At 51.4% G+C, this 22,825-nt stretch carries 20 protein-coding genes and 1 riboswitch; of the genes, 12 read left to right on the top strand and 8 right to left on the bottom strand.

Features of this window, described 5'->3' with window-relative positions; translation table 11 throughout:
* Positions 1-74 precede the first annotated feature (74 nt).
* Complete coding sequence (locus EKM96_RS00460; protein ID WP_125638287.1) at positions 75-1,709, bottom strand: peptide ABC transporter substrate-binding protein; 1,635 nt, start codon at positions 1,707-1,709, stop codon at positions 75-77.
* Positions 1,710-2,316: 607 nt separating this feature from the next.
* On the opposite strand from EKM96_RS00460, the gene EKM96_RS10735 reads away from it, so the two are divergent.
* The 3 genes from EKM96_RS10735 to EKM96_RS00470 all read left to right on the top strand — a co-directional run bounded on the left by EKM96_RS10735 (position 2,317) and on the right by EKM96_RS00470 (position 4,730).
* Positions 2,317-2,445: a hypothetical protein gene (locus EKM96_RS10735; RefSeq protein ID WP_263853523.1), complete on the top strand. Its 129-nt coding sequence runs from the start codon at positions 2,317-2,319 to the stop codon at positions 2,443-2,445.
* A gap of 191 nt (positions 2,446-2,636) precedes the next feature.
* Entirely contained in the window at positions 2,637-3,710 is a 1,074-nt protein-coding gene (locus EKM96_RS00465; RefSeq protein WP_125638289.1) for an AEC family transporter, read from the top strand.
* Positions 3,711-3,728: 18 nt separating this feature from the next.
* Complete coding sequence (locus tag EKM96_RS00470) at positions 3,729-4,730, top strand: NAD(P)-dependent oxidoreductase (protein ID WP_125638291.1); 1,002 nt, start codon at positions 3,729-3,731, stop codon at positions 4,728-4,730.
* A gap of 51 nt (positions 4,731-4,781) precedes the next feature.
* Here EKM96_RS00470 and EKM96_RS00475 read toward each other — a convergent pair whose 3' ends face one another.
* The 4 genes from EKM96_RS00475 to EKM96_RS00490 all read right to left on the bottom strand — a co-directional run bounded on the left by EKM96_RS00475 (position 4,782) and on the right by EKM96_RS00490 (position 9,427).
* Positions 4,782-6,278 carry a zinc ribbon domain-containing protein gene (locus EKM96_RS00475; RefSeq protein ID WP_125638293.1) on the bottom strand — a complete coding sequence of 499 codons (1,497 nt, stop codon included), beginning with the start codon at positions 6,276-6,278 and terminating at the stop codon, positions 4,782-4,784.
* 17 nt (positions 6,279-6,295) lie between these two features.
* Entirely contained in the window at positions 6,296-6,736 is a 441-nt protein-coding gene (locus tag EKM96_RS00480) for a zinc ribbon domain-containing protein (RefSeq protein ID WP_125638295.1), read from the bottom strand.
* An 18-nt stretch (positions 6,737-6,754) separates the two neighbouring features.
* Positions 6,755-7,915 (bottom strand): TcaA second domain-containing protein, encoded by a 1,161-nt coding sequence (locus tag EKM96_RS00485; RefSeq protein ID WP_125638297.1) that lies wholly within the window; start codon positions 7,913-7,915, stop codon positions 6,755-6,757.
* 1,050 nt (positions 7,916-8,965) lie between these two features.
* On the bottom strand, positions 8,966-9,427 hold the full coding sequence (locus tag EKM96_RS00490; protein ID WP_125638299.1) for an NUDIX hydrolase: 462 nt from the start codon (positions 9,425-9,427) through the stop codon (positions 8,966-8,968).
* Positions 9,428-9,840: 413 nt separating this feature from the next.
* Here EKM96_RS00490 and EKM96_RS00495 point away from each other — a divergent pair, with 413 nt between their 5' ends.
* The 3 genes from EKM96_RS00495 (at position 9,841) to EKM96_RS00505 (ending at position 14,656) form a co-directional block, all read left to right on the top strand.
* Positions 9,841-11,259, top strand: coding sequence for an MFS transporter (locus EKM96_RS00495; protein ID WP_125638301.1), 1,419 nt, complete (start codon positions 9,841-9,843; stop codon positions 11,257-11,259).
* A gap of 111 nt (positions 11,260-11,370) precedes the next feature.
* Positions 11,371-12,423 (top strand): alpha/beta hydrolase fold domain-containing protein, encoded by a 1,053-nt coding sequence (locus tag EKM96_RS00500; protein ID WP_125638303.1) that lies wholly within the window; start codon positions 11,371-11,373, stop codon positions 12,421-12,423.
* 28 nt (positions 12,424-12,451) lie between these two features.
* The gene (locus tag EKM96_RS00505; RefSeq protein WP_125638305.1) at positions 12,452-14,656 is read left to right on the top strand and encodes a glycoside hydrolase family 65 protein; all 2,205 of its coding nucleotides are present in this window, start codon (positions 12,452-12,454) and stop codon (positions 14,654-14,656) included.
* A 288-nt stretch (positions 14,657-14,944) separates the two neighbouring features.
* Here the strand turns inward: EKM96_RS00505 and EKM96_RS00510 are convergent, their stop codons facing one another.
* Both EKM96_RS00510 and EKM96_RS00515 read right to left on the bottom strand, forming a co-directional pair.
* Positions 14,945-15,259 (bottom strand): DMT family transporter, encoded by a 315-nt coding sequence (locus tag EKM96_RS00510; RefSeq protein ID WP_125638306.1) that lies wholly within the window; start codon positions 15,257-15,259, stop codon positions 14,945-14,947.
* A gap of 2 nt (positions 15,260-15,261) precedes the next feature.
* A complete protein-coding gene (locus EKM96_RS00515; RefSeq protein ID WP_125638308.1) occupies positions 15,262-15,585 on the bottom strand; it encodes a DMT family transporter in 324 nt (107 codons plus the stop codon).
* 403 nt (positions 15,586-15,988) lie between these two features.
* Positions 15,989-16,083, bottom strand: a riboswitch (guanidine-I (ykkC/yxkD leader).
* Between the two features lie 334 nt (positions 16,084-16,417).
* Here EKM96_RS00515 and scrK point away from each other — a divergent pair.
* The 4 genes from scrK (at position 16,418) to EKM96_RS00535 (ending at position 19,934) form a co-directional block, all read left to right on the top strand.
* Entirely contained in the window at positions 16,418-17,293 is an 876-nt protein-coding gene (gene scrK / locus EKM96_RS00520) for a fructokinase ScrK (RefSeq protein ID WP_125638310.1), read from the top strand.
* Between the two features lie 18 nt (positions 17,294-17,311).
* Complete coding sequence (locus tag EKM96_RS00525) at positions 17,312-18,313, top strand: zinc-dependent alcohol dehydrogenase family protein (RefSeq protein ID WP_125638312.1); 1,002 nt, start codon at positions 17,312-17,314, stop codon at positions 18,311-18,313.
* Between the two features lie 91 nt (positions 18,314-18,404).
* Positions 18,405-19,103 (top strand): fructose permease, encoded by a 699-nt coding sequence (locus tag EKM96_RS00530; protein ID WP_164510950.1) that lies wholly within the window; start codon positions 18,405-18,407, stop codon positions 19,101-19,103.
* 438 nt (positions 19,104-19,541) lie between these two features.
* Positions 19,542-19,934 (top strand): VOC family protein, encoded by a 393-nt coding sequence (locus tag EKM96_RS00535; RefSeq protein ID WP_125638316.1) that lies wholly within the window; start codon positions 19,542-19,544, stop codon positions 19,932-19,934.
* Between the two features lie 46 nt (positions 19,935-19,980).
* Here EKM96_RS00535 and EKM96_RS00540 read toward each other — a convergent pair whose 3' ends face one another.
* Positions 19,981-21,393, bottom strand: coding sequence for an aminotransferase-like domain-containing protein (locus EKM96_RS00540; protein WP_125638318.1), 1,413 nt, complete (start codon positions 21,391-21,393; stop codon positions 19,981-19,983).
* 121 nt (positions 21,394-21,514) lie between these two features.
* Between EKM96_RS00540 and thiD the strand changes: the two genes are divergently transcribed.
* Both thiD and EKM96_RS00550 read left to right on the top strand, forming a co-directional pair.
* Entirely contained in the window at positions 21,515-22,300 is a 786-nt protein-coding gene (thiD, locus tag EKM96_RS00545) for a bifunctional hydroxymethylpyrimidine kinase/phosphomethylpyrimidine kinase (RefSeq protein ID WP_125638320.1), read from the top strand.
* Between the two features lie 12 nt (positions 22,301-22,312).
* Entirely contained in the window at positions 22,313-22,813 is a 501-nt protein-coding gene (locus tag EKM96_RS00550; protein WP_061776381.1) for an ECF transporter S component, read from the top strand.
* The last annotated feature ends 12 nt before the right edge of the window (positions 22,814-22,825 follow it).

Genomic DNA, 22,825 nt, shown 5'->3' on the forward strand with positions numbered 1-22,825 from the left:
ACCGATGCACATGGGGTGTGCTGGTTGAGTCCTATTTTGTCATTATGAGTCAAAACGCTACGGTTAGGTGGTTGTTACTTGGCAATGTAGGTTGTCTTGAAGTCGTAAGGCACACCGGCTGGATTATAGATGATACCCTTGACGTTGTGACGCAAGAGCTGAGACTTGGCCGTTTGGAACAAGGGAATCGTTCCCTGGTCGTTCATCAAGATCTTTTCGGCCTGTACCAGCTTGGTCCAGCGCTTGCTAGGTTGGTTACCGTCCTGATTTTCCGCCTCATCCAAGAGCTTGTCGTACTGGCTGTTCTTCCAGCCGCCGGTATTGTAGCTGGAGTTGGATTCGAAGACGTCCAGGAAGTTAATGGGGTCGGCGAAGACGGATTGCCAGTTAGCCAGGGTTAGCTCGTAGTTCCCGTTATTTTGTTGGTTAATCAGTTGGACGTAGGGAACCGTCTTGATAGTGACCTTAACGTTGGGGAGCTTTTCGAGCGAGCTTTGGACGAATTCGGCCGTTTGCTTACTGGTATCGGTATCCGAAACGGAGAGGGTCAGGTCTAACGGCTTCTTGCCGAGTCCCTTAGCGAGTAAGGCCTTGGCCTGCTTGAGATCGTAAGACGTCCCGGTCGCGGTGGTCGCCTCTTGGTTAAAGGCTTCGCCTGTCTTAGGGTTGTTGCCCATGCCAGCCGGCACGTAACCCTTGGCGGCCACGGAGCCATCTTGCAGGACGTCATTGACCAATTGGTGCCGGTCGATGGCCAACGATAAGGCCTTCCGAACGTCGGCGTTCTTGAGCGCGGCGACCTTCTTCTCATTCAGGTCTAGTCGTTGTGATCCCGTTGGCAACCGTTTCACAAAGTCCTGACTGTTGCTGTTGTTCTTGATTTGTTGGCCGCTGAGTAGCGTCTCGTCGGTCTTCCTAGCGTTGAAGAGGTTGTAACTGGTGGTGGTACTTTCGGTCACGGCCACGTTAATCTTGTCGAGGCGGACGGACTTCTTATCCCAGTAGGTGGCGTTCTTGGCCAGCGTCCAGGATTTACCGGTGCCGTTCCATTTACTGAGGCGGAAGGGCCCGTTGTAGACGGTCGTGGCCGAGCTCGTGCCGTATTTTTTACCATACTGGTCGACGGCCTTTTGATTCAATGGGTAGAAGAGCGGCCAGGCCAGTAATTTCTTAAAGTAGAGGACGGGTTTGGTCAACTGAACGGTCAACTTGTAATCCCCGTGGGCCTTGATCCCCAAGGCGTTGAGCGGCTTCTTTCCCTGGTTAACGGCCTCGGCATTTTCAACCTGATAGAGGTAAAAGGCATCCTGTGAGGCCGTCTTGGGCGCTAAGGTCCGTTGCCAGGAATAGACGAAGTCCTTGGCGGTCACGGGTTGGCCATTCGACCATTTGGCATCCTTGCGCAACTTGAAGGTGTAGGTCTTGCCACCGTTGGTAATCTTGGTGCTAGTGGCCAGCGCGTTGGCCGGCGTTCCTTTGCTGTTCAATCGGTAGAGACCTTCCTGGGTGTTTTGCAGGACGGTAAAGCTCAACGTGTCGGTGGCCTGAGCCAGGTCGGAGGAGGCGAGCTCGGATGGCTCGGTCCAATTCAGTTCCTGCTTAGCGGCATACTTACCGCTGCCCGTTTGGCCGCTCGCCTGGCTACCGCATCCAGCCAGGGTTAATACACTTAGTGCTGCAATAGTTAGAATCGTTCCCTTACGTTGCATCCCCAAACATCTCCTTAAATAAAAATCGTCCTTATGTCTAATCACATAAGGACGATTTTACTCGCGGTACCACCTTGCTTTATGGGGAGCTCGCGCCCACCATCTCCGTAACTTCTGTTGCCAAAAGTCGGAAGCGGTAACGGGCTTCAGGTCGAGTCGTCAGCTTGCACCGATGACTTGCTTCCAGGTTCATCTTCGCGGTTCCGTTGTAAGCCACCTTTTCAGCTACCGGTGGTCTCTAAACTTAGCGGGAATCGCTACTCTTCCTAGTCAGGCGTTCGTATATGTTTAATATGGCTCCAATCATAACCAGGCGGTTTGGGTTTGTCAACAAAGAAAGCTGGGATTGATTGGGAAGCGTTTGAAAATTATTAAAGACAATTAGTAGAAGGAATAACCGGGAAAGGGGTGGAAAATAAATATAATTATAAAGAGGCTAAATTCACGGCCGAAATGAATAAATATGCATAATTAACGCATTGTTCCTTTTCTCTTTATATATAGACTTGGGTTTACGGGTTCGGTAAAATAGCAGTAGGCGCTGATTGCTTTAATTTTAGACTTAGCGTTGGCGATGCTTAGACACAATGCACAGGGGAGAAGCAAATTGAAAAAAGACGATGACGATTACCATGGCGCCTTCGAGGGAGACTATTTCGGCTGTTTCACGTTCTTAGTAGCGGGCACCATTGCCGTTATTGCCGTTGTGTTATGGTTCGGCATGGTGACTTATTAGTCGGGGTATCTAGCAACTACATAGGCTTTAATCCAAAGAAGCGACTCGTGAGAGTCGCTTCTTTTTGTTTCCCCTTATCAATGCCAGTTACAATTAGACAGATAACTTACAATTTCATCATTTGAATACTCATCGCGTAAAGGACCGATAATAGCCAAAGATCCAGGAGGTTAAATACGGAGGTGATCGTGATGGAAATATTGAAAGCTATCAGTGCAACTTTTTCCAATGCAGCCATTATGAGTTCAATTACGTCTACGATCTTTATCATTCTGTTAGGTTTCTTCTTGCGGCGTAAAGGGATTTTGGGCGATAATGTTGGTAAGATTTTAACCAACGTCGCCTTAACCGTGGCCATCCCTGCCTTGGCATTCAACTCGTTCATGCAACCCATGAACGGGGATGCCTTTCAACAAGGCATGGGCGTGTTAATCTGGGGGATTGTGATTTACATTCTCCTCATTTTCGTCACGCCGTTCATGTACCAACGTTACGTGAAGGGTGAACGCGAAGTCTTGGCGATTCTGACCACCTTTGGGTCCACCACGTTCTTTGGGATTCCCATTGTTGGCGCGGTCTATGGGGTCAAAGGGGTTATGTACAGTTCCATCTTCAACATTGGCTATCGGATCTTCCTGTATTCTTACGCCTACATCAAGATGTCTGGCCTGAAGATGGAAGGCAAGAACATTAAGAAGATGTTCCTGAATCCCATCGTCATTGCGACCTTCCTAGGCCTGTTCATGTGGCTTGGCCAACACCTGGTTCCCCAAGTCACCGTGCCCGTGGCGGTCAACGGGGTTGAAACGGCCAAGATGGCCTCGGTGGCCTTCTACCGGATTGACCAAACGGCACTCTGGCTGTACAAGCCACTGAGCTACCTGGCCAATTTGGCTTCACCACTCGCTTGGTTAGCCATTGGGACCACGCTGGGGTCCATTTCGATTAAGGATGCTGCGGCCGACAAGACGCCATGGTATTATTCTCTTAACAAGGTCATTATCGTGCCCCTGATTAACCTGGTACTCCTGATTCTCCTGGACATGACCGGCTTGTTATCCTTGAACTACATTGCGGTCGCTACCATCGTTGTCATGATGGCAACACCAACGGCGGCGGTGGTTTCCGCCTATGCCATTAGCTTCGACCGGGATGCCGTCATGGCCTCGAATGCGTCGTTCATCTCAACCATTTCGGCCGTGGTGATGATGCCAATCTGGATTGCCGTCATGGAAGTTATTAATAGCTTAGGCATGTTGAAATAAGAAAAGGAGTGACAACCTATGGTTAAAATTGCAGCCTATGGCGTTCGACCACTTGAACGTCCCTACTTTGACCGTTTGAATAAATATAATTATGACCTGATTTATATCGAAGATTTATTAACGCATGACAACGCCGACCTGGCGAAGGATGCGGATGCCGTGCTGGTACGGGGCAATTGCCTCGTGGATCGCGACAACCTGGAAAAGTTTTCCGGCTGGGGCATCAAGTACGTCCTTACCAGAACCGTCGGCTATAACCATATCGATCTGGCTGCCGCCGCAGACCTGGATATTGCGGTGGCTCGGGTCCCAGGTTATTCGCCATACGCGGTGGCCGAACTGGCCTTCACCCTGGGGATGACGCTGTTTCGTCACGTTAACTTGGCAATTGATGGCACGCGGCGCGGCGACTTTCGGGTGACCGACGGGATGTTTAGTCACGAGATTCATCGCTCAACCGTGGGTATCGTGGGGGTTGGTCGGATCGGCTTCACCGAAGCCAAGCTGTATCAAGGCCTCGGTGCGGACGTCTTGGCCTATGACCCGTATCCTTCGCCAGCCGCGAAGGAAGCCCTGGAATTAGTCGATCTGCCAACGCTGCTGGCCACCAGCGACATTGTCTCCATTCACGTCCCCTATTTCCCAGGGAAGAATGAAGACCTGGTCGATGCCGACTTTGTTGGCCGCATGAAGGACGGCGCGGTCCTGGTCAACACGGCCCGTGGTGAATTGGCCAACATTCCGGCAATCCTAGCTGGCATCGACAGTGGTCATCTGAGTGGCTACGGTGCCGACGTCATTGTGGACGAAGCCGCGATTCTTGGCAAACACTTCGCTGACGTGGGCGACGTTCCCAGTGCGCCGGTCCGCGACCTCCTGGCCGCCAATCCGCGCGTCCTGATCACGCCCCACATTGGGTCCTACACGGAACCCGCCCTGGAAGACATGATCAGCATCAGTTACGATAATTTCAATGATTTATTAACCACGGGCAGCACCAAGAATGCGATTCACGCCTAACAAAATAGCGTCCCGACAATTTAATTGTCGGAACGCTATTTTTAATGGATTTTAGTAGTCATCGTCTTCATCACGATGAGTATCCTTAATCGTGGTGGAGCCGGACACGCTGGTAATCTCGTAATTCAGGTTAGCGGAACTGTCATGGCTGGTATCCTTCATGTTGGCGGTGTACCGCAACGTTTGGATGTGGTGGGTGTCTTCGAGTTCGAAGTCATACTCAACGTCGAAGGTGACCACACTGGTGCCATTAGGACCGGGCTTAATGGCCGCAATGGAGGTCGTCATGTCGGTACCGTAGATGTCATCGTCATCTTCATAACCGGACGCCATCTTTTGGAGTTGGTTATAGAAGTTGCCACTGGACCCTTCGGAGAAGAAGTCGGACATGTCGTCCCCGTTGTCGTCGGTTTCGTCATCGTTACCGTTTGCGACGGCCTGAACCGTTTCAAACAGGTTGGAATAGAAGTCGTCGGCATCGCTATTACTGATCAAGTTCGGGTACTTCAGGTCGATGTTGTTGCCATCGTCGTTCTTTTGTAGTTGAACGGAATTGGACACGGCCTTGCCGGCACTTGAGGTGTAGTGCGCGGAGACGGACATGTCGGAAGACCAAGGCTCGTCCTTCAACCGGTAGGTCCCGGAATTGTCGACCGTCCCGATCTTCTTACCGTTCAGGTAAATGTCGGAGCCGGGCACGGTGTTCAGGTTGGCGGAAATCGTGGTCAAGTCCAGGTCATAAGACTTGCTGCTGGTGATGTGATAGTCGCCACTGTTGACCAGGTTATGCTTACCGACCTTGCCACTGGCCTGCAAATGATATTGGCCAGGAGCCAGCGCACTCAACCGCTTGGAGTAGTTGTCGGACGTTGCCGTGGCGATTTGCTTGTGGTCCAGGGTGATCTTGTTACCGGTGTGGTTGGTCGTGACGGTTGGGTACACGGGACTCACAATGATTTGGTACTTCGGGAAGAACAGCATGTGGCGTCCGTTCGTCCGGAAGCTAAAGTTGCCGTTGTCGCTACGGCCGGAGGCGGCCAATTGGTCCTTTAGGCTGCTGAGGTCGCCAGCATGGGCGCTGTAGTACCGGTTGATTGGCAGGAGCGAACTCTTGGTAATCTTGAGGTCGGGACTGGAACTGGTGAAGTCGTTGGTCATGTTCTGCCCCTTTTGGATGTCCGTGATGGACCGATCCAAGGTGACCTGCCGAGAATAGTGATGGAAGCCCCAGGCAAAGAAGATGATCAGGAGCAAGACGACCACACCAATGCTGGTCCACTTGCGCCGGTTCTTCTTCGAAGCGGGCGATTGATTCTTGCCGCCTCGTAAGCGTTCGCGCAGGGAAGGCTTGGTAGTCGTTGTTTGGGTGGTGGCCGCTGGGGCTGGGGTGGTTGGTTGGGCGGGAGCGGATTGGCTCTCGTCTAATTGGTACCCACAGTTAGGGCAAAAGGTGTCGCTAGCTGATAATGAATGCCCACAATTAGGGCAAAAATGGCTTTGGCCGCCGGGCTGATTATCAGCGGGCGCGGCGAAATGGGATAAGTGCATGTAGATTCCTCCAAGGATTATAGCTGATTATTAGGAACAAAGGCTTCGCCGGTCAAGAAAAGCTGACCTGGCTTAGCGGACTGGGATTCAATGCTGACGCGAGCAACGCCGGCATAATGCTTGGCCAACATGAGGCCATAGAGGCGCTTCATGAGGTCTTCCCAGACGGGTTTCATACCGGATTGCGCGGAGACGCTACTTTCGGCGAAGACCAGCCCTGCACTGCGGTAGCCGGTGGGGATGATGTCAGATTTCGTGATCATGAAATTCTTCGTTTCCGCGAGTTCTTCGGGCGTCAGTTCCAGGTCGAAGAGGGGAAAACTCTTGTCGGCGGCGTAAGGCGTGAAGATATAATCATCGTCGGTGGTTAAGGTCGTCCCACATTGGAGACAGAAGTTGGCATCCGCCGTGTTTTGGTGGCCACATTTGGAACAGATGCGGTAGATATTTTGCTTCATAGGTCAAGTTCCTTTCTATTATGCCGGGTCAAATTTGCCCGTGTCGGTATTATATTCGGAGTAAACGTCGTGAATGTCATCGTAACGGTACGTGCCGAAGAGCGAATGATCGTTCGCATTGTCGTAGACTTTCACTTGGTAAACGTCGGTGTACGGCTCGGAGACCTTGAAGTCAAAGTCATCCTCGGGGTAATCGAATTCATCAGACACGGAATCGATGGCATCCTGCTGATCGCTATCGACATCGTCTTGGTCGGTGTAATCCGACGCCTTGGGATTATTACCGGTTTGTTGTTGGACTTGGCTATTGTTATTAGAGTTATCCGTGGTGTTGCTATCATCGTTGTTGTTATTGGTGGTGGACTTCTCGGCTTTGAGTGACTTGGCAATCAGGTCAATCTGGCGGTCGTTGTCGCCACTAGAAATCAAGTTGACGGACTGAGATGCCGTTGAACGGCTGCCCGTCAGTTTAAATTTGTAGTGTCCAGGGAAGAGCGGACCGGCCTTGTAGACATAGTGGTCACTCTTCGAGGTCACGAGGTCGTCGCCATTGGCAACGATCGTGGCGTTATCCACATTGGTGGCCACCGTTGGATGCATCGTGGTGACCCGCAGCTTGTAGATTGGGAAGATCAGGAAATTATGACCGTCGGTAACCAGCTTAAAGGTTTGATCCGTGGTTTCGCCGGATTGTTTGAGACTGGCCTTCATGCTGTCGACGTATTTCGGATGCGTCCGTGCGTAGGTCAGGAAGGGCTGAACGGTATCCCCATCAATTTTTAAGCTGGGATTGTCGCTCAGTAAGACCTTAGCCAGGTCATCACTCTGATTGCCGGTGATCATGTCGGCCATGTTATCGATTTGCTTATCCTTGCCGGCCTGCTTGTTGTAAAAGGACAGGGCAAGGACCAGGACAATCACCCCGGCAATGGCGATGATGCTCCAGATGACGCGCTTGAACCAGCGGCCTTTTTTCGCGGGCTTGCCGGTCTTTTTCTTGCGGGACTTTAATAAACCCCGGCGCTTTCCCTTCCCGTTACGACGACGGTGGGGTTCGGCCGTTTCAGGAGTCGAGTCGGTCACCGCTGTAGGCTGGGCCTGTCGAAGGTCGTAGCCACAGTGATCACAGAACGCACTTCCAGGGGTCACGGGCTGGTGACAATTGGGACATTCTTTCATAAGATTCACTCCTCGAGGTGAGGTGGACGTAAAAAAGCTTCGGCCGCACAGCCTAAACAAACTGTCGGCGGCTGAAGCTAGTCTGATTAGATGACGCTTAATTATGTATGATGGTTAATGACAATCGTAAAACAGATTGACACCCAGCACTCTACCTCAGTATTAAGTTTTAACTATGCCATCATTATACGCTAATACTCGATAAGTGGCCTAACAATTTTTAACTGATTATTTGACAAAAGGTGAGCATGGTAGGATCGGTTGCCACTCCGACTGTCCGTTTAGTCGTCCTGCGCTATCGTTGGGCATCTTTACTTGTTAACTCTGGCCGTGGGCTTCGTAGGAGAAAGACGGTCGTTCGCTGCGGTGCCCTTGCGGGCTGGAACGCGGTGAACATGACTTCAAGCCAAAGGGCGGTCTTGAAGGTCAGTTCTGCTTAAGCGGAGCAGCCCACTCCCCTAAGGCAGTTCCACGGCTGAGCCCCGTGCGCCTCCGCTCACTAATATTGGCCATTGAGCCGACGTCGGCTTGATGGCTACTGTGCTGGGTCACGGTGTCGGGGAATCTTGAAAATTGGGTGGTTGGGTGTAGAGAGTTGGATGGGACTTAGTTTTTAGTGGGTTCCCATGCTGACGTGAAGTCAGGGCGACCGTGAGTGGCCGCAGGATGAATAATGTCGGACAGATAAAAAGTACCAGCTCTTCTCTATAGAAGAAACTGGTACTCGCTAGTCCGATTAGGATAAGTCATGTTTAGTCGTTGTGCCTGGTTTGTGGGCTAAGCGATTGGCCATTTTTCCTGGATCTCAGTGACCGAAGGAACCCGGGGCCCAGCTGTGGGACCACCTTAGGCGAGTGGGCTCCTCGGCTTAGGTGGAACCGATTCTAGAGACCGCTCTTTGGCTCTAGATCGTGTTCACCGCGTTCCGGCCCATCAAGGGTCCCGCAGGGAACGCCAGCCTTCACAGCTTAGGCTTTGACCCAGATCTGGTCTTTGACCCTGCGGGCCATGGTTTGGTTCTTGACCCTGCGGGTCGAAAGGATAGAGAACCTAATTGTTTTCGTTGAAGTATCGTTGAACGGCGGCCAACATGTCGGTCGTTTGTTGGTTCAACAGCGGTGGTAGGTCATCCAGTGGGAAGTATTTCAGATCCAGTGTCTCATCGGTGGACGATTCTAAGGTGTGGCCGCCAATGGGTTTAACCAGGTACAGTCGAGAAATCACTTGGGTGACGTCGCCGTTGGGATACTCAGTGAAGCCTTGGTCAAAGATACCGAGTGGCTTCACGATTTCGACATCTAGGCCAGCGTCTTCCTTATATTCACGAATCATGGCGGCATCAAAAGTCTCGCCATATTCGAGGTAACCCCCAGGGAGGCTCCAGTTATGGGTATCCGTTCGAAGGTTCAGTAGGACCTCGTGTTGATCGTTAGCAACAATTCCCGCCGCAGCGTTAAGAATTAAGGGCTTGTGGCCAACGAGCGCACGAATTTCTTTAATGTAATTTGCCATGATTAGCAGACCTGCTTTCTGACTGAATTTCTTCTAGTATAGCGCACTCTGAGTATGAATTGTCCTTATTAAAGGCGTTCCTACAGTCACAATAAGTGGTAGAACTGAATGGGTGACCTGATTGATTCCCCTCATCGTTGTTCAGATGAATGATTACCTGCTCGGGTGAGTTAGGTTGGGTAACAAATGGAGGGGCCTCATCACTTATCCTAATAGGTATCGGGTTATGATGGACACGATAACAGGTTAGGCTAACTGACTTGTTAACGAGCCTGAACGTTGGAGGAGGATAAAAAGGGTAACTCTTTCGGAAAGTCCGTGGATGTTGGCGGGCATGACAATTACTTATACTATATATGTAAGCGGTTACGTAATGAGCGGATAATAGTCAGAATTTGGGGGAGGTTTTTGTTATGAACAAGTTACAAGTATGGAAACAAAGATTCTTCTATGGGGCGACCGACATGGCCGGTAACTTAATTTGGCAAATTGTGGGTCTGTATCTGTTGTTCTATTACACGACGGTCATGGGCATCTCCCCGGCCTTCGTGGGGACGCTGTTCCTGGTGGTTCGGTTCATCGATGCCTTTGACGGGGTGGTTTACGGGTTCTTAATCGACCACACCCATTCGAAATTTGGGAAGTCACGGCCATACTTTATTTGGTTCGGGATTCCCCTTGGGATTTTAACCATGCTACTGTTCTTTAATCCCGCCTTTGGTGGCAATAAGACGGTTCAATTGGTATGGGTCGCCATTATTTACACACTATTTAGCTTAGTCTATTCTGGGGCTAATACCCCAATCACGGCCATTCTACCAAGTCTGACCTCTGACCCTGACGAACGGACCAACCTCGCCAGTGCCCGGATGGTCATGACGAACATTGGGACGGCGGTTATCGGGGCCATCTCCTTGCCAATGGTGGCGTTCCTAGGTGGTAAGAATGCCGAACGTGGCTGGTCAATTTGGGGCATGATCATTGGGGTTGCGATCATCGTGCTCTTCTTCGGCGCCTTCATGAACCTTCACGAAACCAATTCCGTTGCCGCCGATGCAGCGGCAGACGACGATGCCAATATCAAGGGCCATTTGTCCGTGAAGGAATCGTTGAAGGGGGCCGTTAAGAATAAACCATGGGTCATCTTGAGTGTCAGCTTTATCCTGTTACAAACGTTCTGGGTTATTCGGATGCAAACGGCCGTCTACTACCTGACCTATGTTTACCGGCGGACGGACATGATTGGCCTGTTCAATGGCCTGGTGATCGTTGCCGTCATCGGGAACTTATCCGTGCCATTCCTGAGCAAGATTATGAAGCATCGTAACGTGATGGAATTGGCCATGATTACGTTTGCGATTGGTGAAGCCATCATGCCTGTAGGGATGATGACCAAGAACCTGGTCTTTCTCTTCGCCGGTAACATTATCGCCACGATTGCCATGGGGGCGGCCTTCTCGATTGCCTTCGTCATGATTGCCGACACGGTAGAATACGCCCGGACTGAAATGCATATCGACGAACCCGGAATCTTATCCTCAGTACCAATGGTTGGGGCTAAGCTTGGCATGGGCTTTGGGGGTGCGTTGTCCGGCTGGATTCTTTCCTGGGGTGGTTTCAAAGCCGCAGCCAAGATTCAAGCGCCGAAGGCCGTTACCGCCATTAGTACCAGCTTTATCTGGTTACCAATTATCTTGGCATTAGCGATTGTAGTCATCCTGCACTTCTACAAGTTGGATGAAGATGCGGTTGCCGCGGACAAGGCGGCCCAAGCGCCGGAAAAAGTGGCTGCTGTGGCAGCGGACGATGACAAGACAGTGAAAGCTGATTAGCGTCAGCCGACCACAACTTTGGGGAGTAACAATGTGAGTTGCTGGTCGAACGGCGTTAGTGGCTTGAACCGCTAATGTCGCTAACAAATACTAAAGAGAGGGGTAATTGACATGTTGAATGACACGACAACCAAGCAATCTTTGGGGTATGCCGATGAGTTGAAACGGTTGCAACACATGCCAGTCACGACTAAGGTAGATGGCATCAAACAATGGATTAAGGACCGCGATCCAGAGCATACCTTTGAACCATTAGTTTGGGATACGGTGGCCGAAATTGAAGAAGATCCCCAATTACCAACGGATCTTTTCAGTCTGCGGCAAGGAACCGAAACGGCGGGGCAAAAGGATTTGACGTCCACGCCGATGAAAATTGAAATGCAACAAATTGTGGCGATGAATCGCCGGGTACGGGTGATTCGGATTGCCCGGATGGACCATTTGACGGCGGAAAAGGCCCTCATCTACTTTCACGGTGGCGCCTATTATGGTGGCACGCCGGAAGATGTCCTGTTGGCCCTGAAGTTTGTGGCGGAACAAGCCAATTGTGTGGTCTACAACGTGGATTACGCCTTGGCCCCGGAACAACCCTATCCAGCGGGAATTCTGGATGGGCTCGCCGTCGTTGCCGCGATGGCGCCCAACTATCACCACCTATCCTTGGGTGGCGACTCTGCCGGGGGATCGATTGCCTTGGCCGTCAGCCAACTCTGCAAGTCGATGGGGATTTGCACGATCGATAGCCACCTGCTGTTCTACCCAACGTTGATTCAGGGCTCCGATCTCGAGGGGCCACTGTGGGATGACAGTCGGATTGACGTGATTCCCAGTCAACGAGATGCGCTGCATCGTAGCTACCAACTTTTTGAACAACTGGATACGATTATGAGTGGGTATTACGTGGCCGATCAACCGTTCGACCTGACCTCACCGCTACTATCGCCATTGTTAGCAGACCCACGGGTATTTAAGAATGTGACGGTACTGGTCGGCGAATACGACCCGTTCCGACTCCAAGACGAAGCCTTTATTCAACAAATCGGGCGGGCAACGGGAACCGGTAACTATATTCGCTATGGCGGGATCAGTCATGCCTTCCTGAACTTCACCGGGAACGTTCCGGCGGTGGAAGATGCCCTGGCAATGGGGGCACGATTGATTTAAAATAGCAGCGAACTATGGGGGGATTAATGTGACTATCAAGAATTATCATTTAACATTACGGGACGTGGCGAGTCATGACGCCGAGTACCTGGAAACCGTTTTTTCCCTAGCCAATGGGCATTTTGGGGTGCGGGCCAATGACCCCATCACCGGTAATCCCATCACCGGCACGCTAATCAACGGTTTCTATGAAACTTCCCCCATCACATACGGTGAAGCGGGGATTGGCTACGCGCAGCATCATCAGACCATTTTGAATCTGCCCGATCTGCGGCATCTGACCATTTTAACGGAACACGGCCACCGGTTCACCAAGAGCCGGCGGACAACGGCCAACCTGGATTTGACTTCGGGACTCTTAACCGAAAAGTATTCCTTGGAGACCATGCAGGGCGAGAGCATTTACCTTGGCGTCCAGTCCGTGATTGGCCAGGGCCAGCGGAACTTTTGGGCCGTCAGCTACACGATTACACCTGGGAATTATCATGGTCTACTCGTTGTCAGTAAGTCGATTGCCGTGCCGGCCGAGGCCGAGGAATTAAAATCGGTCGACCCACGGAAGTCGCGGATCGCCGGGCTACCCGAGTGTGAGAGTGATTTTATCACTCAGGATCTCCAGCGTTATCATGTGAAGACGCGGCGGACACAGGAGTCCGTGACCATGTACCTCGGCAGTCTGACGCCAAATTGCAGTCTGCTGCGCCAGTCGGTCGATCTCGGCGATGGCCGGCCGCACGTGCTCGAATACGAAGTGTACGTTGGGGATGTCGGTGAACAGAATACGATTGATCCCGCCGCCACGTTCCTGGTTAACTCATGGGTGGCCTTACAAAAGGACAGTCGGGACTTCTGGGATGATGTTTGGGAACGTAGTGAGGTGACCGTTTCCGGCAATGACGAGCTGAATCTGGCCATTCACTACAACGTCTTTCAACTGAACCAGGCGGCCGGTCGAGATGGCCGAACCAACATCGCGGCTAAGGGACTGAGTGGCTCCGGCTACGAGGGCCATTACTTCTGGGACACGGAAATGTATATGTTACCGTACTTCATTTACACTAACCAACCGATGGCTCGCCAACTCCTGTTTTATCGGTACCAAACCCTGCCACAGGCGCGGATGCGGGCCCGGGCGTTGGGAATCGACAATGGGGCGCTGTTTGCCTGGCGGACGATCAATGGTGAAGAAGCCTCGCCATACTTCCCAGCCGGGACGGCCCAGTACCATATCGATGCCGACATCGCCTACGCGGTGGGCCGGTATTTCGAGATTACCCGTGACCTGGACTTTATCATTCAGTGTGGGTTTGAAATGGTGCTGGAAACGGCCCGTTTCTGGGAAAACTTCGGGTCTTGGAATCAGGTGGACACGGCCTCGCGGTTCGAATTCCACACCGTGACCGGACCCGATGAATACACGGCGCTGGTCAACAACAATTACTACACGAACCGCTTGGCTAAGCATAACTTTAACCTGGTGGTTAGCCTGGCCCATGAAATTCTAGCCGATGATCCCGATGGTCTGGAACCGTTTGGCCTCACCGAGGCCGATCTGGATGTCTTTAGCAATCTGGCCGATCACGTTTACCTGCCATACAGTCGGGAACTCCGGATCAACGAGCAGGATGATAGCTTCCTGAGCAAGCCGCGTTGGCCACTATCCAAGTCAACGCCGGAGAACTTTCCGCTCTTGCTGCACTACCATCCATTGACCATTTATCGCTACCAGGTTTCCAAGCAGGCCGATACCTTATTGGCAGACTACCTGTTTCCGGAGGATCTGAGTCTCGACCAATTGAAACGAGAGTATCGCTATTATGAAGGGGTGACCACCCATGATTCTTCCCTGTCGCGGTCGATCTTTAGCATTTTAGCGGCACGGATGGACGATCCGGAAAAGGCCTACCGTTACTTCATGGATACGGCGCGGATGGATCTAGTCAACCTGCAAAAGAACACGGCCGATGGGCTCCATTTGGCGAATCTTGGGGGCAGTTGGCTGGCCTTAGTGGCGGGCTTCTCCGGCTTCTATGTTCAGGACGAAGTGGTCCACTTCAATAATCATCTGCCACAGGAAATTTCCGAACTGACGTATCGGATGAAGATTGCCGAAAGTGTCTTGGAAATCTCACTGACGACGACGACCACCAATGTTACCGTCATTAGCGGGCCGATCCCAACGTATGGGGTTAGCGTTAACGGCGAGATGATTTCATTGGAAAAGGTCAGCTAAGGGCTTTTGATGAACGGCTTGAAAAAGATTGGTCTATATGATAGATTGAACGTGTAGTTGGAATAAAACCAGTCATATTAAAGCCACCATGTGAGTGGCCATGTGACATTGGTATAGCTATGCGAGCGTCCCCCATTTGGAGGAGTTACGACAACTGATGGCGACCGGGGATGCCGCTAAATCGCCGTCCGAGTTAACGATGTGAATCAAGGGTTCAAAGTTAACTGAATTTTGAGTAAGGGAATCATCGTCGATCATGCGTGACGATGGTTCCCTTTTTGTTTGGACCTAGCCGACCAGCTTAAGTCCGATGGTGGCGCCTAAGATGACGACAACCCAGACCAGCTTGCGCCAACTGCGCGATTCGTTGAAGAACAACATGCCGGTTATGACACCACCGGCGGCTCCGATACCGGTCCAGATGGCATAAGCGGTTCCCATGGGGAGCGTTCGTAAGGCCAGTTCTAGGCCGCCGAAGCTGAGCCCAAAGGCACCAATCATCATTGCCCATGGCCACCAACGATGCCGATGAAGAGCCAGGTTCATGAAGGTCACGCCGAGCATTTCGCTTAGTCCAGCGAGAATTAACCAAATCCAGGCCATGATTAGTCAGCTCCTTTCGTTGTGAGTTGAAGCCCCACGATACCGACGACGAGTAGGCAGATTAAGCCAATTTTGATCAGGTTGACCGGCTCGTTGAAGACTAGTATCCCAACGGTTGTGGTCCCGAGGGTTCCCAGGCCGACAAAGACGGCGTAGGCGGTCCCGGTGGGGATGACCCGGCCGGCCCGTATCAGAAAGTAAAAGCTTAAGTAGACCGCGATGGCCGTGACCATCCAGGCGAGAAGGGAGTCAGCGTGTTTGAAGCCGACCACCCAAGTGACCTCGAAAATGGCGCCTAACAAGACGTTTAACCAATGTTTGAACATTTTGTTTCCTCCTTACGTGGTTATCTTCTAGTTCTAAAAACAAGTTAGGCTAAGCTGGCTCGCCGGCAGTTGGCCTTTAAGGGCTGGAACGCCGTGAACACGACCTAGAGCCAAAGGGCGGTCTCTAGTGTCGGTTCCCCCTAAGCCGTGGAAAACACTTAACTAAGGGGGTCCCACCGCTGAGCCCCGGCCAACTGCCGGCTGCTGACTAGTCGTTGAGTACTGGGTTCAAAATCGTAAAGTCAGGCATAAATTGGCGGTCAGACACTGGTCTGGCAGCAATTTATTTGACGGTTAGTGTTTTGTCCAACTGGCTGCTCTCTTAGCCTATTAGAAGTGTTCATTCAATATTTCTTATCCTGAAACGCCAAAAAGCCCGGGAAATTCTGTCGTTATCGACAAAATCTCCCGGGCTTTTATCCCTCCGTGGCCACGACATGACGTCGCAGGTTCTCTCTTGGACCTGACCCTTGCGGCGGAACCCTAGAGAACTTTTTCTTCAGTTGGCTTTCAGTCCCAATAGCTTAGCACATTCCAGAATTTCGGGCAAGGAACGTGAAAATGAGTCATGAAAATCCGTTGTAAGCGTTTACAAAACGCCCCATTTTGGACCAAAAATAGTGAATAAGTGATGAATTTCACGAAAAATGAAATCGATTGTATTCGGATGACACCTGGATTTTGCGCTGTTTTCTGAAAAAATCAGGGGGTAAAAACCCCTTATTTTGCAGAGAAGCGATGCTATACTTTAAACGTTTTCAAGATGACTGAACCGAGATCGTCAAACAGATGCCGCGGGTCGAACCCCGGCCAACAGATGGAGGTAACGAGTATGCAACTCGGAAGCATTGAAGCTGGTGGAACAAAATTTGTTTGTGCAGTCGGTAACGAAGATTATCGGGTGCTCGACGAAGAATACATTCCAACCACAACACCAGAGGAAACTCTGAGTAAAACCATTGCTTATTTTAAAAAGTTTCCGGACGTGAAGGCCATTGCCATTTCGTCCTTTGGACCCATTGAACTGCGGCGTAATTCGCCAAAGTACGGTTTTATCACCAATACACCTAAGCCGGGTTGGTCCAATACCGATTTCGTTGGTCGGCTGAAGCAAGACTTAGACGTCCCCATGTTTTGGACAACCGACGTGAATGGCTCGGCATACGGTGAATACGTGATGTCGACGCTGTTTAACGAAAATGTTGGATCACTGGTCTACTTCACCATTGGGACTGGGGTCGGTGCTGGGGCCATTGTTAATGGCAACTTCATTGGCAGCATGGGGCATCCTGAAATGGGACACGTGCGGTTGAAGCGCCACCCAGACGACCTGGACTTCAAGGGCATTTGCCCCTTCCATGGGGATTGCCTGGAAGGCCTGGTTAGTGGCCCAACGTTTGATGCCCGGCTGGGTAAGCCCGGCAAGGATGTTCCACTGACGGATCATGTCTGGGACATCATGGCGTACTACGTTGCCCAAGCGGCCTTGCAAGAAACCTTGATGTTGCGGCCAGACAAGATTGTCTTTGGCGGTGGCGTGGTTAGCGAAGCCTTCCTCGTGAAGGTTCGCGCCGAGTTCGCCAAGTTGTTAAATGACTATGTTGAAGTCGGCAACCTGGATGACTACATTGTCATGCCAGCCGTTAAGGATAACGGTTCGGCAACCGTCGGCGATTTCGCGATGGCCTTGATTGAATATAACAAGTAAGAGAGGGAGATTTAATTTATGAAAGCCTTAGTTTTAACTGGAAAAGAAAAGATGGAGATTCAGAACGTTGCTACCCCAGAGGTTAAGTCTAACGAAGTCTTGGTTAACACCGCTTACGCTGGGATTTGTGGGACCGACCGTGCCTTATATGCCGGCCTTCCAGGCTCTGCCAACGCCGTTCCTCCAATTATCTTAGGTCATGAAAACTCCGGGATCGTTGCCGCTATCGGTAGCGACGTCACCAACGTTAAGGTTGGCGACCGTGTGACCGTTGACCCTAACATCTACTGTGGCCAATGCAAGTACTGCCGGACTGACCGTCCAGAACTCTGTGACAACCTGTCTGCCGTTGGGGTTACCCGCGATGGTGGCTTAGCAGAATCCTTCACGGCGCCTTCATCCGTGGTCTACCCAATTCCAGACAGCGTGTCATTGAAGTCAGCTGCAACGACGGAACCCATCTCATGTGCCGTTCACGGAATTAAGTTATTAGACTTGACCCCTTATCAAAAAGCCTTGGTTATCGGTGATGGCTTCATGGGCCAACTCTTCGTTCAACTGTTACAAGCTCAGGGTGTTCACCAAGTTGACTTTGCCGGGATTTCCGATGAAAAGTTAGCCTTCAACAAGGAACACTTTGGCGTTACGAACACCTACAACACGACTCGCGAGAGCATTCCTGCCGACTACGACGTGGTTATCGAGGCCGTTGGTTTACCACAAACCCAAGAACAAGCCGTTGAAGCTACTCGTAAGGGCGCCCAAGTTCTGATGTTTGGTGTTGGGAAGCCAGACCAAACCTTCTCAATGAACACTTACGAAGTTTACCAAAAGCAATTAAAGATCCAAGGGGCCTTCATCAACCCATACGCTTTCGAAGATGCCATTGCATTGTTAGCTAGCGGTCAATTGGACGTTGAATCCCTGATCAGTCATGAAGTCAGCCTGGAACAAGTTGAAGATGTTTTGACGGGTAAAGTTGCACATGTCAGCAAGGCTGTTGTTAAAGTTTCCGACTAAGTAAAGGTGGTTGAGGATTGTGAGAGTTGAACCAGCAAGTAATTTGAATGCTGACGCACCAAAGGCAGAAACGAGTCAGCGAACGATTTCAATGTCTAAGGCGATTGGTTACTTTGCCTTATCGCTCGTGATTAACTCGGCGGGGAATGTCTTGACCCTGGTGACCAGCGCCAAGATTCACCCCTCATTCTTGGGGGCCGCTTACTGGTCAGCTGCTGAAGCTAACCTCGGAACGGCATTTCATTGGAATTTGTTCTGGGCCTTCTTGATTATGGGGTTCCTGACCTCAGTTCTGAACGCGGTCTTGATTCATCACTGGGATTGGAAACGGATTGCCGGCAACATGATTTTCATGGTGCCGTTCTCCGCTTTGATTCAGGTGTTCGAAGACTTCTTCGATGGCAAGTATCCGGCAATTTTTGGGGGATTACCGGATGCGCACAGTTTGGGCATGATTATCCTATATATTTTCCTAAACTTCTTAGGGGTAGCCTTCATCGCGGTGGCCATTTCCATTTATCAACGGGTTAACCTGGTCTTACATCCAGCCGATGATCTGATGCAAATTCTGCGGTTCCGCTACTGCCATGGGAATGCGGCCCTGGCGATGTGGTTCTCTTACATTCCACCAACTGTGATGGCGATTGTTGCCATCATCATCACCCGTCAATTCAGCAACTTTGGGTTGGGAACGGTCTTTGCCTTCCTTGCTCAAGGGGGTATCACGGGGATTGCCGACCGGGTGATCTTCCCTCGGCTGAAGCACCAAGCAGTCGATGTCGGCAAATAGGTTTTGATTCTGGCAGCCGGGAGGTTCAGGTCTGCGAGCCTGTCCGCCTTGCCGGTCGTCAAATATGGGCTGGAACGCGGTGAACGCGGTTATGGGCCACAGACCGGTCCCATAATCCGGTTCTGCCTAATCCGAGAATAACGCTCGGCTAAGGCAGTGCCACGGCTGAGCCCATATTTGACTTCCCTTTCAGGCTGATATTGTTGTCAGAACTATTCAGTAAGAAATTAATGACGTTACGAGTGTTCAGAGCCGTGAGGGCGGCTCTGGGAGGGCTCAGCCATGAAATTTCTCTTAGCCGAGTGATTTACTCGGGTTAGAGAAAGGTCAGTCTTTGAGACGTGGCTTGCGGCTCAAAGCTGTGCCCATGGCGTTCCAGCCCTCCCGGAGCAACCGGCAAGGCGCCAGGCCCGTAAACATAAAAAGGAGCCAGTAAAAATGTCTGTAAGTGATTTTATTACCGGGATTCAACACGTAGGGATTCCTACGGCGGATTTGGATGCAACGATGGCCTTCTACGAAAGCTTAGGCTTCGAACGGGCCGGCCTATTTCCTAACGGCGACAACCGTTGTGCCTTCATGCGGTTAGGCAACTTGACGATTGAAACCTGGGAAGGTGACGCCACCAACCCAACTGCCGGTGCGATCAACCATATTTCTCTGAACACCACCGACGTTGACAAGGCCTTTGCTGCCGCCAAGGCGCAAGGCTTGAACATGGTTAATGATGAAATCCAATCAATCCCATCATTCTGGGACAAGGGGATTCGGTTCTTTAACATCCTGGGGCCTAATCATGAAACCATTGAATTCTGTGAAATCTTGAAGTAAGTGTGGGCAAAAGCCGACCGTGAGAATCTGCTCACGGTCGGCTTTTTTATGGCTTCAATTGACGTAATTGGGTTTCAAGTTGCCGTTGTTTAGTGGCGTCCATTGCCGCGAAATTAAAGCGGAACGTTTGCCGATCGGCACCGTAGATTGGCCCAGGCTTCACGAGAATATGGTTGGCGAGCAGGTGATTAAAGATTTCCTGGTCGCGTTGGGTGATCCAGAAGAACAGGCCGCCGTTCGGGCTAGCAAACTGCCAGTCGGGACGAACCTCGTGGAAGATCTTGGCGACGGCCTCGCGGCGAGCGGTGAGTTCCAGGGTTAATTTGTGAATCTCGGAGTTAAAGGAGGGGTTGGTCAGCGCCAGGTTGGCCATGACCTGGGCGAGCATGCTGGGCACGATGTCCAGTTTCTTTTGGACCTGTAATAAACGCTGACCGATGGCCTGTGGGGCCACGATCCAGCCAATCCGCGTGCTGGAACCCAGGAGCTTGGACAGGGAACTGATGTAGATGACGTTAGCCGGTGCCAAGGATTTAAAGGTGGGCACCTCGTCGGCCTTGTTGACCAGCCAGCCGAACACGTCATCCTCGATGATGGGCACCTGGTATTGCTGGCAAAGGGTCAAAATCTTTTGTCGTTGACGGAGACTGACGATCTCACCAGTTGGGTTTTGAAAGGTCGGATTCAATAGGAGAAGTTTGATCCGATGCTTCAAGATGAGGTCCTCTAGGACCGCCAGATCAAGTTTCCCGTGCTTAAGCGGTACGGTGTAGGTGCGGACCCCGACCGCCTGGAAGATAGCACTGGCGTTGAAATACGAGGGCTGGGCGTAGGCCACGGCATCGCCGACCTGGAGCAGGCTTCGTAGAATTAATAGGAGGGATTGTTGGGCCCCGCCCGCGATGATCAGGGATTGGCGGGTTAATTTGAATTGGTTGCGGGCCTTGTGGACATTACTGATGGTTTGAATGAGTGGCAGATAGCCGGCATCCTGCTCCTGGTGCTGCGCGAGCAAAAAGTTCTGCCAGTCCATCTGGAGAGATCCTAGCTTGGGAATCAGGTCCATGGGCAATTCGTTCACGGCGCCATCGATTAATTGGCCGTTATCGAGCGCTCGAGCCTGAAGAAGCTGGCCCTGGTAGGCCTGATAGTTATTTGAGGCGGTCGTCTCGAGAAACGTCGTCCAGTTGACCTTGTTGGCGGCACTGTCCAGTTGCGGCAGCGAGGACACGAAGGTGCCACTACCGGTACGCTTGACGACCAGACCGACGGAGGCCAGTTCCAGCAAGGCCCGGCTAACGGTCGATCGGTCCACCTTTAGGGCCTCGGCCAATTCCCGCTCTGCCGGCAGTCGTTGGCCGGGTAAGAGCTTATCTTCCTGAATCAAGTGGCGGATAAGTTGAGTGATGGCTAAATATTTTGGCTTAATATCGGGTAAGTCGGCGTACCAATCAATCATATGGAGGTCTCCTTTGGCGGTTTACTTAAGTATAGTAATTGGCTGGATTAAAAACAAGCCAATTGGCGGTTGTGATCGCTTCCACGAAGGACAATAATTGACAGTATCAGGAGGAGATCTCATGGAAAACGTCTTAACCATCGCTGGTTCGGATAGTTTGGCCGGCGGTGGTATTCAGGCCGACCTAAAAACATTTGAAGAACTCAATGTTTTTGGTGTCAGCGTGTTAACCAGCGTGGCGAGCATCTTGCCCAGCGGGGTCAGCTTGTATCAAATAGATTCAGCCATTATTAAGCAACAACTCGATTCGATCTTGACCCAGTTGCCGGTGCACTTTGCTAAAACGGGCTTACTTGGTGATTTACCTGCCTTGGAAACCGTGTGCGACGAGCTGGCCGCTCATCCGCTAAAGTTGGTGGTTGATCCCGTCCTGGTGTTCAAGGAGGGTGATACTCAGTTACAGTCGGATTACCTTAAAGCCATGCAACAACGGTTATTACCACTTGGATTTGTGACGACGCCTAATCTTGACGAGGCCGGCCAATTGAGCGGCTTGGGCAAGATTACGACGAAAGCCGAAATGGTCACGGCGGCAAAGGCCATTCAGGCCTTTGGTTGTCCTAACGTGGTCATCAAAGGTGGTAATCGGCTGCCGGGCGACACGGCAGTGGACTATTTGCGGTATGGCGAACAAGATTTCTGGTTTGAGAGTCCTAAGATTCACCAGTCAACGACTGATGGTGCGGGATGTACCTTCTCCGCCGCCATTACAGGTCAGTTGGCTAACGGTCGGTCGTTACCTGACGCGGTTAACGATGCCAAGCGGTTCGTCCACTTGGGCATTGAACATGGCGTCGTGATTAGTCCACAGCTTGGGAGCGTGTGGCAAGGCGCTAGCCGCCAATAGGAGGGAAACCCAATGAAACACGATGCATTGAAGACGAATACGTTAGCAGCGGTGATGATCGCCTTAACGGTGGCATTGTCGTTACTTGTACGGATTCCAATTGCTGGTACCAACGGATTTGTGACGTTATGTGAAGTGGGTATTTATACCAGTGCGATTTTGTTTGGCAATCCAGTTGGTGTCATGGTGGGGGCCGGTAGTGGTTTCTTAATTGATATCCTTGCTGGCTACCCAGTGTGGTGCCTCTTCTCGTTAGTCATTCATGGTACTCAAGGTTTCGCCGTCGCTTACCTGACACCAGAAAATGATAAGTCTTTAAAGGCTACCATCTTCCCATTGATTGTCGGTAGCGCTATCATGGTAGTTGGTTATTGTTTAGCGACTGCCTTCCTATACGGCTGGCCGGCCGGTATAGCATCAATTACAAGTAATTTATTTCAAGTTGGATTCGGGATGGTCGTGGCGGTCTTACTCGTTAAGAGCCTCGTTAAATTCAAGCCCAGTCTGACATAAGGAGAGTGTGCA

It is taken from the genome of Levilactobacillus tangyuanensis (assembly GCF_003946545.1).
Taxonomy (GTDB): domain Bacteria; phylum Bacillota; class Bacilli; order Lactobacillales; family Lactobacillaceae; genus Levilactobacillus; species Levilactobacillus tangyuanensis.

What these genes read in the sequence shown, in the direction of transcription:
- EKM96_RS00460 (WP_125638287.1), bottom strand. Translation starts at nt 1,709, where the DNA reads ATGCAACGTAAGGGAACGATTCTAACTATTGCAGCACTAAGTGTATTA.
- EKM96_RS00465 (WP_125638289.1), top strand. Translation starts at nt 2,637, where the DNA reads ATGGAAATATTGAAAGCTATCAGTGCAACTTTTTCCAATGCAGCCATT.
- EKM96_RS00470 (WP_125638291.1), top strand. Translation starts at nt 3,729, where the DNA reads ATGGTTAAAATTGCAGCCTATGGCGTTCGACCACTTGAACGTCCCTAC.
- EKM96_RS00475 (WP_125638293.1), bottom strand. Translation starts at nt 6,278, where the DNA reads ATGCACTTATCCCATTTCGCCGCGCCCGCTGATAATCAGCCCGGCGGC.
- EKM96_RS00480 (WP_125638295.1), bottom strand. Translation starts at nt 6,736, where the DNA reads ATGAAGCAAAATATCTACCGCATCTGTTCCAAATGTGGCCACCAAAAC.
- EKM96_RS00485 (WP_125638297.1), bottom strand. Translation starts at nt 7,915, where the DNA reads ATGAAAGAATGTCCCAATTGTCACCAGCCCGTGACCCCTGGAAGTGCG.
- EKM96_RS00490 (WP_125638299.1), bottom strand. Translation starts at nt 9,427, where the DNA reads ATGGCAAATTACATTAAAGAAATTCGTGCGCTCGTTGGCCACAAGCCC.
- EKM96_RS00495 (WP_125638301.1), top strand. Translation starts at nt 9,841, where the DNA reads ATGAACAAGTTACAAGTATGGAAACAAAGATTCTTCTATGGGGCGACC.
- EKM96_RS00500 (WP_125638303.1), top strand. Translation starts at nt 11,371, where the DNA reads ATGTTGAATGACACGACAACCAAGCAATCTTTGGGGTATGCCGATGAG.
- EKM96_RS00510 (WP_125638306.1), bottom strand. Translation starts at nt 15,259, where the DNA reads ATGGCCTGGATTTGGTTAATTCTCGCTGGACTAAGCGAAATGCTCGGC.
- EKM96_RS00515 (WP_125638308.1), bottom strand. Translation starts at nt 15,585, where the DNA reads ATGTTCAAACATTGGTTAAACGTCTTGTTAGGCGCCATTTTCGAGGTC.
- scrK (WP_125638310.1), top strand. Translation starts at nt 16,418, where the DNA reads ATGCAACTCGGAAGCATTGAAGCTGGTGGAACAAAATTTGTTTGTGCA.
- EKM96_RS00525 (WP_125638312.1), top strand. Translation starts at nt 17,312, where the DNA reads ATGAAAGCCTTAGTTTTAACTGGAAAAGAAAAGATGGAGATTCAGAAC.
- EKM96_RS00530 (WP_164510950.1), top strand. Translation starts at nt 18,405, where the DNA reads ATGTCTAAGGCGATTGGTTACTTTGCCTTATCGCTCGTGATTAACTCG.
- EKM96_RS00535 (WP_125638316.1), top strand. Translation starts at nt 19,542, where the DNA reads ATGTCTGTAAGTGATTTTATTACCGGGATTCAACACGTAGGGATTCCT.
- EKM96_RS00540 (WP_125638318.1), bottom strand. Translation starts at nt 21,393, where the DNA reads ATGATTGATTGGTACGCCGACTTACCCGATATTAAGCCAAAATATTTA.
- thiD (WP_125638320.1), top strand. Translation starts at nt 21,515, where the DNA reads ATGGAAAACGTCTTAACCATCGCTGGTTCGGATAGTTTGGCCGGCGGT.
- EKM96_RS00550 (WP_061776381.1), top strand. Translation starts at nt 22,313, where the DNA reads ATGAAACACGATGCATTGAAGACGAATACGTTAGCAGCGGTGATGATC.